The organism is Anaerosporobacter sp. (genome assembly GCF_965301125.1).
The window spans coordinates 1-5,482 of sequence record NZ_CBDLAM010000199.1 but is presented as its reverse complement, the minus strand read 5'-3'; the positions used below and the strand labels follow the sequence as shown (position 1 = coordinate 5,482).

The 5,482-nt window shown below is 31.7% G+C and carries 5 protein-coding genes; 4 read left to right on the top strand and 1 reads right to left on the bottom strand.

What is annotated here, in order from left to right:
- Positions 1-448: hypothetical protein (locus ACW2QF_RS16545; RefSeq protein ID WP_455717116.1), on the bottom strand; the 448-nt coding region annotated here is incomplete at its 3' end.
- Between the two features lie 182 nt (positions 449-630).
- Here ACW2QF_RS16545 and ACW2QF_RS16540 point away from each other — a divergent pair.
- From ACW2QF_RS16540 to ACW2QF_RS16525, 4 genes are all read left to right on the top strand, one after another.
- Entirely contained in the window at positions 631-2,604 is a 1,974-nt protein-coding gene (locus tag ACW2QF_RS16540; protein WP_455717115.1) for a methyl-accepting chemotaxis protein, read from the top strand.
- Positions 2,605-2,636: 32 nt separating this feature from the next.
- On the top strand, positions 2,637-3,059 hold the full coding sequence (locus tag ACW2QF_RS16535; RefSeq protein WP_455717114.1) for a bacteriohemerythrin: 423 nt from the start codon (positions 2,637-2,639) through the stop codon (positions 3,057-3,059).
- Positions 3,060-3,352: 293 nt separating this feature from the next.
- Complete coding sequence (locus ACW2QF_RS16530; protein WP_455717113.1) at positions 3,353-4,288, top strand: hypothetical protein; 936 nt, start codon at positions 3,353-3,355, stop codon at positions 4,286-4,288.
- A 228-nt stretch (positions 4,289-4,516) separates the two neighbouring features.
- Positions 4,517-5,125, top strand: coding sequence for a hypothetical protein (locus ACW2QF_RS16525; protein ID WP_455717112.1), 609 nt, complete (start codon positions 4,517-4,519; stop codon positions 5,123-5,125).
- The last annotated feature ends 357 nt before the right edge of the window (positions 5,126-5,482 follow it).

Below are 5,482 nucleotides of genomic sequence, written 5' to 3'. Positions count from 1 at the left end.
CTAGTACACCATCATATACAAATATCAATCGACCTGCTGGTTCCATTAGTGCTAAATCTAGCATTTTTAATATTGCAATTCTTTTAGCTTTACTACCATTATAAATCGGTACGGAAGCAATATATGAATGAGAATGATCAATATAGTTATTATAATTATTAGGAGACTCATTATTTACTATAAATCTTTTAAGTCTTTCTTGTAAAATATCGTTCGATACGTCCTCATCAAAATCAAAAAGATTTTCTAATACTTTAGTTGCAGATTCAGAGTTTTTAATAATTAAGTAGTCTATTATTTTGTTGAAATAGTTTGAATTAGTATCAATTTTCCTTACGCCACATTTCCATTTACTAATTAATGATTTGTCAACATTAATATAATTCGCAAGCTCTTGAGCTCTTATCTGTAAGCAATCAATAAGAAATCCAAAGCCAATAAGATGCATATAAAAGCTCTCCCTGTCAGTCACCACTTTGTCACTTTGTTTAAGAGGTGACAAATAAAGTGACATTATTGTAATGATTTTTGTCATATTATAAAATGTGAATAATCAATTGTCAAGATTATAAAAGACTTTGACATGCCGTTAAACTTTAGGAGTAAAAAGAAATGAGGTTTTGACTGAAGATGAAAGAAAAATGGAGATTAAAAAAACATATTTATTGTATTTTTGGTACATTATTGGTAGCTATAATAATAACAATGAGTATTATGCAAATGAGTGAAGCTTATACGAATGCCAATGAGGAAGCAAAACAGTACATAGAAATAAATGCTGAACTTGGAACTGAAAAAATAGCAAGGTGGATTGATGAGAAAAAGCTTTTGGTAAGTATGTTAGCCTCGGAAGTTGAGATAGTGAATTTAGTAAATAATCTTGATCAATTACAATCTTATTTAATAGAGCAAAGTACAATAATAGAAAATGTTATGGCGATTTATATGGGTAAGAGTAATGGTGAGTATGTTGATTCTACTGGTTGGGTTCCAGATAAGGAGTTTAACGTGCTAGAAAGACCATGGTATATAGGTGGGAGTGAGTCAGAAGATGTCTATATTAGTGAACCATATCTAGATGTTCAGTCAGGTAAAATGGTTGTAAGTCTTTCAAAGAAGATCACAAAGAAGGGTATAGTAGAAGCAGTTATAGGGATGGATGTAACTGTTGAAGCGCTGCAACATGTAATTCAAGGTCTTCAAGACGAAGAAGGGGGATATGCAATACTTATTACAGAGAATGGTGAGATAGTAACGCATCCTAAAGATGAGTATGAACCTACAGTAGGAAACATATTAAACATTGGTAATGTGGGTGATTATAGTAAAGTTATACAACATCAAGAAAACAGTATAGAGATTATTAAATCTGAAAGTGGAGACTACGTGTATAGCCAACTAAAATCCATACCAGATACCTCGTTGAATTTAATTGTCAACTATCCGATTAAACATATGATAAACGAAGTAATCTACCTAGTTGTTAAATGTATAATAAGGATAATTTTATGGTTAGGAATTTGTACTATAGTTGTTTCACGTTTTGTCAAGAAGTTTATCTCCCCTATTGAAGATATAGTAGAACAGCTAGAGAAAATTTCGGATGGTGATTTACGGAGCGACATGAGTTATATATCTAAAAGTAGTTATGAACTAGATGTCTTAGTAGAAGGAATAAGTTCTTTTTATAAAACAAGTATAAATTATATTGAAGATATAAAAGAGGTGTTATATCAATTCTCACAGGGTAAGCTAACTGTAGTACCACAGCAAGATTATATTGGAGATTTTCTTCCGATTAAAGAAGCTTTAATACATATAATAGATAAGATAAATAGTACAATGATAAACATCAGTACTTCAGCTGGAGAGGTAAGTAATGGGGCTGAGGAAATAGCTCATGGAGCTACAAGTTTAGCGCAGGGAGCTACGGAACAGGCTAGTATAATAGAAGAATTTATCTCATCCACAGAAGAGATTGCAGAAACAATAAATGCTACTGTGGAAAAAGTTAATAAGACAAGCAAAATTTCAAGTGAGGCTAAAGAGAAGGCAGATAAAGGAATGACGGTTATGGAAGAAATGCTGGTTTCGATGAATGATATTAGTACATCAAGCCAAGAAATTTCGAAAGTATTAAAAGCGATAGATGATATAGCGAGTCAGACAAATTTACTTGCATTAAATGCCTCAATTGAATCTGCACGAGCTGGAGAGGCTGGTAGAGGTTTTGCTGTAGTAGCAAATGAAATAAGAGAATTAGCAAATAGAAGTTCGAAAACTGTAAAAGAGATAGAGGATATAATTCAGATAAGTCTTGAAAATATAGAGAGAGGGCAAGAGATGGTAAATCATACTGCAGAAGCGTTAGAAGAAATTACAATCTCTGTAGGAAATACAATGCAAATAACCTCTGAGTTATTAGAAGATAATAATCATCAAAGAGATGTTGTTGAAGAATTAGTGAAGGGTACTAAGCAGATAACAGCAATAGTGGAATCTAATTCTTCTGCATCACAAGAGAGTGCGGCAATAAGCGAAGAGTTATCAGCACAAGCCGAAAATCTCAAAGGTTTAATAGATTATTTTGAATTAAAAATATAGAAAGTACATAGATACATTTTTGGAGGTAGGTAATGTTTGATTTTACATTTGATTGGTCTAAGGAATTGGAAACAGGAGATGAATTAATTGATCAACAGCATAAAGAGATCTTTCAAATAGGAAGGAATATTGAACAGTTAATTGTTAGAGAATGTATTGGGGTTCAAGTGCATGAGCTTTTAAGTATTGTGTGCGAACTAAGAGAGTATGTTTCTTACCATTTTTATTCAGAAGAAGCTATAATGCGTCAATATGATTATTCTGATTATGAGAATCATGTAAATAAACATTTGAAGTTAAAAGAGTATATTATGAATATATATTGTCCTGCTTTAGGGAAAAATCCACTTCAAGAGTTAAAGAAGATAAAAGAGATGATGCAGTCATGGGTATTTAATCATATACTAATTGAAGATGTAAAAATAACTAAGGAGATTCAAGAAAAAAGGAAATAATGGTAATACAGAGCTGATATCAAGGTTAAAACAATAACCAAGATATCAGCTGATTTCTGTCTTAGTGAGCTTTATTTATTTTGTCAGTCATATAAACTTTGGAAGAAGAAAAAGATACTTGACGAATAGTGATGAATGAATTAGAATTGTTTCATAAAAATATACAATTTTTTAAAAAAAAGGTCTATTTAGTGAATATAGAGGATTGTTAAGTGAAATTACAAACTATTAATAACACGTTTAATTATTGTCTAACTTTATAGATCATTATTGTCGATTTGGGAGGATTTAGAATGTTGATAAGCAAATTGTCAAGCAAGAGATTAGAAGAGCTGGCATTAAAAACCGGGCTACAGGTTGATAAAGGTACAGGAATACTTTTTGGAAGAAAACTAGGATATGATATTTGTCTAAGAACGACTGATAATTCGTATAAATCTTTGCTGAGCTTTTCAGTGTCCTGTAATGGAAACGCTCCAGAGAAAAATGAATTTATTCAATTTACTAAGGAGCAAAGTGTTCTGGGTGCTTGTAATGTATCTCAATATAGCGTTTCATTTATTATTACTCCGGGACGCACAAAAGCGAAATGCATAGAAAAAATTGTAACAGCAATGAATGTAGTTATAGAATATTTGCAGTTAAGAGGTTATGAAAACTGTTGTGAAGCTTGTGGGGGAAAAGAAGATATCAATACATATATTCTAAATGGGACAGAAGTAATAACATGTTCCAGCTGTTTTAATGCACATACATATTCTGCAGAAATACAAGAAACAGAAAAGAAGCAGAGAGAGAATGTAGCAGCTGGGATTGTTGGTGCATTAATAGGCTCTATAGCGGGAGTGATTGCTATCATCATTTTTGGACAATTAGGATATGTTGCTGCTATTTCTGGATTTGTTATGGCAATTTGTACATTAAAAGGCTATGAGCGTCTGGCTGGAAGACTTGGTGGTATTGGAATTGTTGTTTCCTGCTTTATGATATTCATTATGATTTACATGGGATGTCGGTTAGACTGGGCCGTTAGTATTATGTCATTTTATGAGGTGGATATAGCTACTGCTTTTCAAGCGGCAGGGGACAGTTCTGTTGTTGAAATGTCAGCTTTTATAGAAAATCTACTCTTACTTTATCTATTTTCACTGGTGGGAGGAGTTCCTACGATTTGGAAAACAATTCGTTCAAATAAATGTGAAAATATCTCACATAAGATGGAATTTTAATATGTAGATTCGATTGTGAAAAGAAAACACTATATGGTTAGGACTGATATGTGAGAATTTCTCCGTATCAGTCCATTTTTGTTGAAAGGAGGTCGGAATGAGTTACTTACAGTACTTCACTTTATCTTACCTTTAGAAATAAAATAAAAATTAGAGTAAAGTATTGAAAATTTTATGTTTTTGCATTATTATGGAGTTCTAATGAAAATTATGTAAGGTACGATGAAGATGAAAAAAATTTATATTGTGTTTATTGCGTCAAATTTCAAATCAGGAAAATTAATTCGGTTTTTCACGAGAGGAAAATATAATCATGTAGCATTTTCACATGAACCATATATATCTGAGGTTTATTCATTTGCTAGATATAATTATTACGAATCCCTTCTTGGAGGGTTTGGTCCAGAGTATTCGAATCGTTATTTATGCCAGGGAAAAGATATCGCGATAAAGATATGCCAGTATGATGTAGATGATGAACATTATGAGAGGATCAAGGAAAAGCTTGATTACTATGGAAAAACTAAGACAAGGTATAATATTTTGTCTGTTTTAACTTACCCATTGAAGAAACAGGTTAAGCTTCCGAATACCCATACGTGTATTAGCTTTATGTTAGAGTTATTAGAGTTAGACAATACTATCACCATTAATAAATTAGAAACGATGCTATCTAAGAATGTTATATATGAAGGGAATTTAAGTAATCGATTATCATACGTAGCAGCTATAGATGAAGACGAATTTTTTGTTCGGAAAAAGCGGCTTGATGTATGGAGAAAAAACTGTTTGTATTATTATTGGTTATTTGCTACATTATTTAGATTACATAACTAATTTGAAATGATTTTGATAGAAAGGGAACTTTAATAGAACTACGGTCTGAATCATTTTATATGTTATACAGAAAGCAATTGCAAACAACCTAAAATCTTTGTATTATCTCGAATATGTCTTCGAGCTGATTCAGATGAACCATATGTTGTAGGTATATGATTTGCTTCCGTGGTCAGAAAAGTTACCAGAGAAATGTAGAAACTTAAAGACGTCACAACACCAGTAAATTTATTATACTGGCGTTGACGTTTTTTTTAATGTGTGCTTGAGAGAACGCTTACTTAATTTCATATTAATTTGCGAGAATTACCCTCTATTTAACATATAATTCTATATGAATAATACGATGAATTTACA